1 protein-coding gene is annotated in these 864 nt (G+C 73.3%); it reads right to left on the bottom strand.

The genetic code is table 11. From position 1 onward, the window contains the following. Positions 1-274 precede the first annotated feature (274 nt). The coding region (locus ACLD7X_RS17235) for an alpha/beta hydrolase (protein ID WP_411424917.1) at positions 275-864 on the bottom strand (590 nt) is incomplete at its 5' end.

Below are 864 nucleotides of genomic sequence, written 5' to 3'. Positions count from 1 at the left end.
GCCCCCCCTGACCTCGTGCCTTCTTCCGGGCGTGCTGCGGGCCGAGATGCTGGCAGCAGGACAGGGCCATGAGGTAGTCCTGCCCGCCGCAGACCGGCCCCATGTGCGCCTTTGGGGGGGCAACGCGCTGCGCGGCCTGATGCCTGCGACATGGATGGGCTGACGCCCGGCCGCGCGGCTGGCGGGACACCGGCAGACAGAAGATGACACAGCTTCCGCGGTCTTCATTTTCTGTCTGCAAGTATCCCGGGGGTGCGGGGGCTGGCCCCCGCTCTTACCCGTTCAGGGCCGCGCGCAAGGCCGCGATATCGGCGCGCATCACGCCATGCCCCGCGCCGGGGTGGATCGTCGTTTCCACCTGCGCCCCCATCGCGGCCAGCGCTGCGGCGCTGTCCTGCACGCGCCGCAGCGGGATATGCGGGTCGCGTTCATGCACCGACATCCAGACCCGCGCCCCGTCGCGGCGGCCTGGATAGGTCAGGTCCTTGTCGGCATGGCCATAAAGCCCCGGGCTGGGCGTGCCGATATCGTCCCGCCCCACCAGCCCGCCTGACAGGCCAAAGACGCCCGCGAGCCCCTCGCCCGCGCGGGCAAAGGTTTCCAGCGCCAGGCAGGCGCCCTGCGAAAAGCCGCAAAGCCACAGCCGGTCGCGCGGGATGCCTTCGGCCTCCAGCGCCGCCAGCGCGGCCTGCGCCGCGGCCACGCCCTGCGCCACGAAGGGCGCCATCTGCGCCGCGGGGGCCAGAAAGGACGTGGGCCACCAGCTGTTGCCCGGCGCCTGCGGCGCGATCGCCGCCACATCGGGCAGGCCCGCGTGGTCCAGCAGGGTCGGGAGGTCCGCCGCCGACCCGCCGCGGCCGTGCA

Source organism: Aphanothece microscopica RSMan92 (assembly GCF_046613545.2).
GTDB lineage: Bacteria > Cyanobacteriota > Cyanobacteriia > PCC-6307 > Cyanobiaceae > NIES-981.
This window is presented reverse-complemented; position numbering and strand designations above follow the sequence as displayed.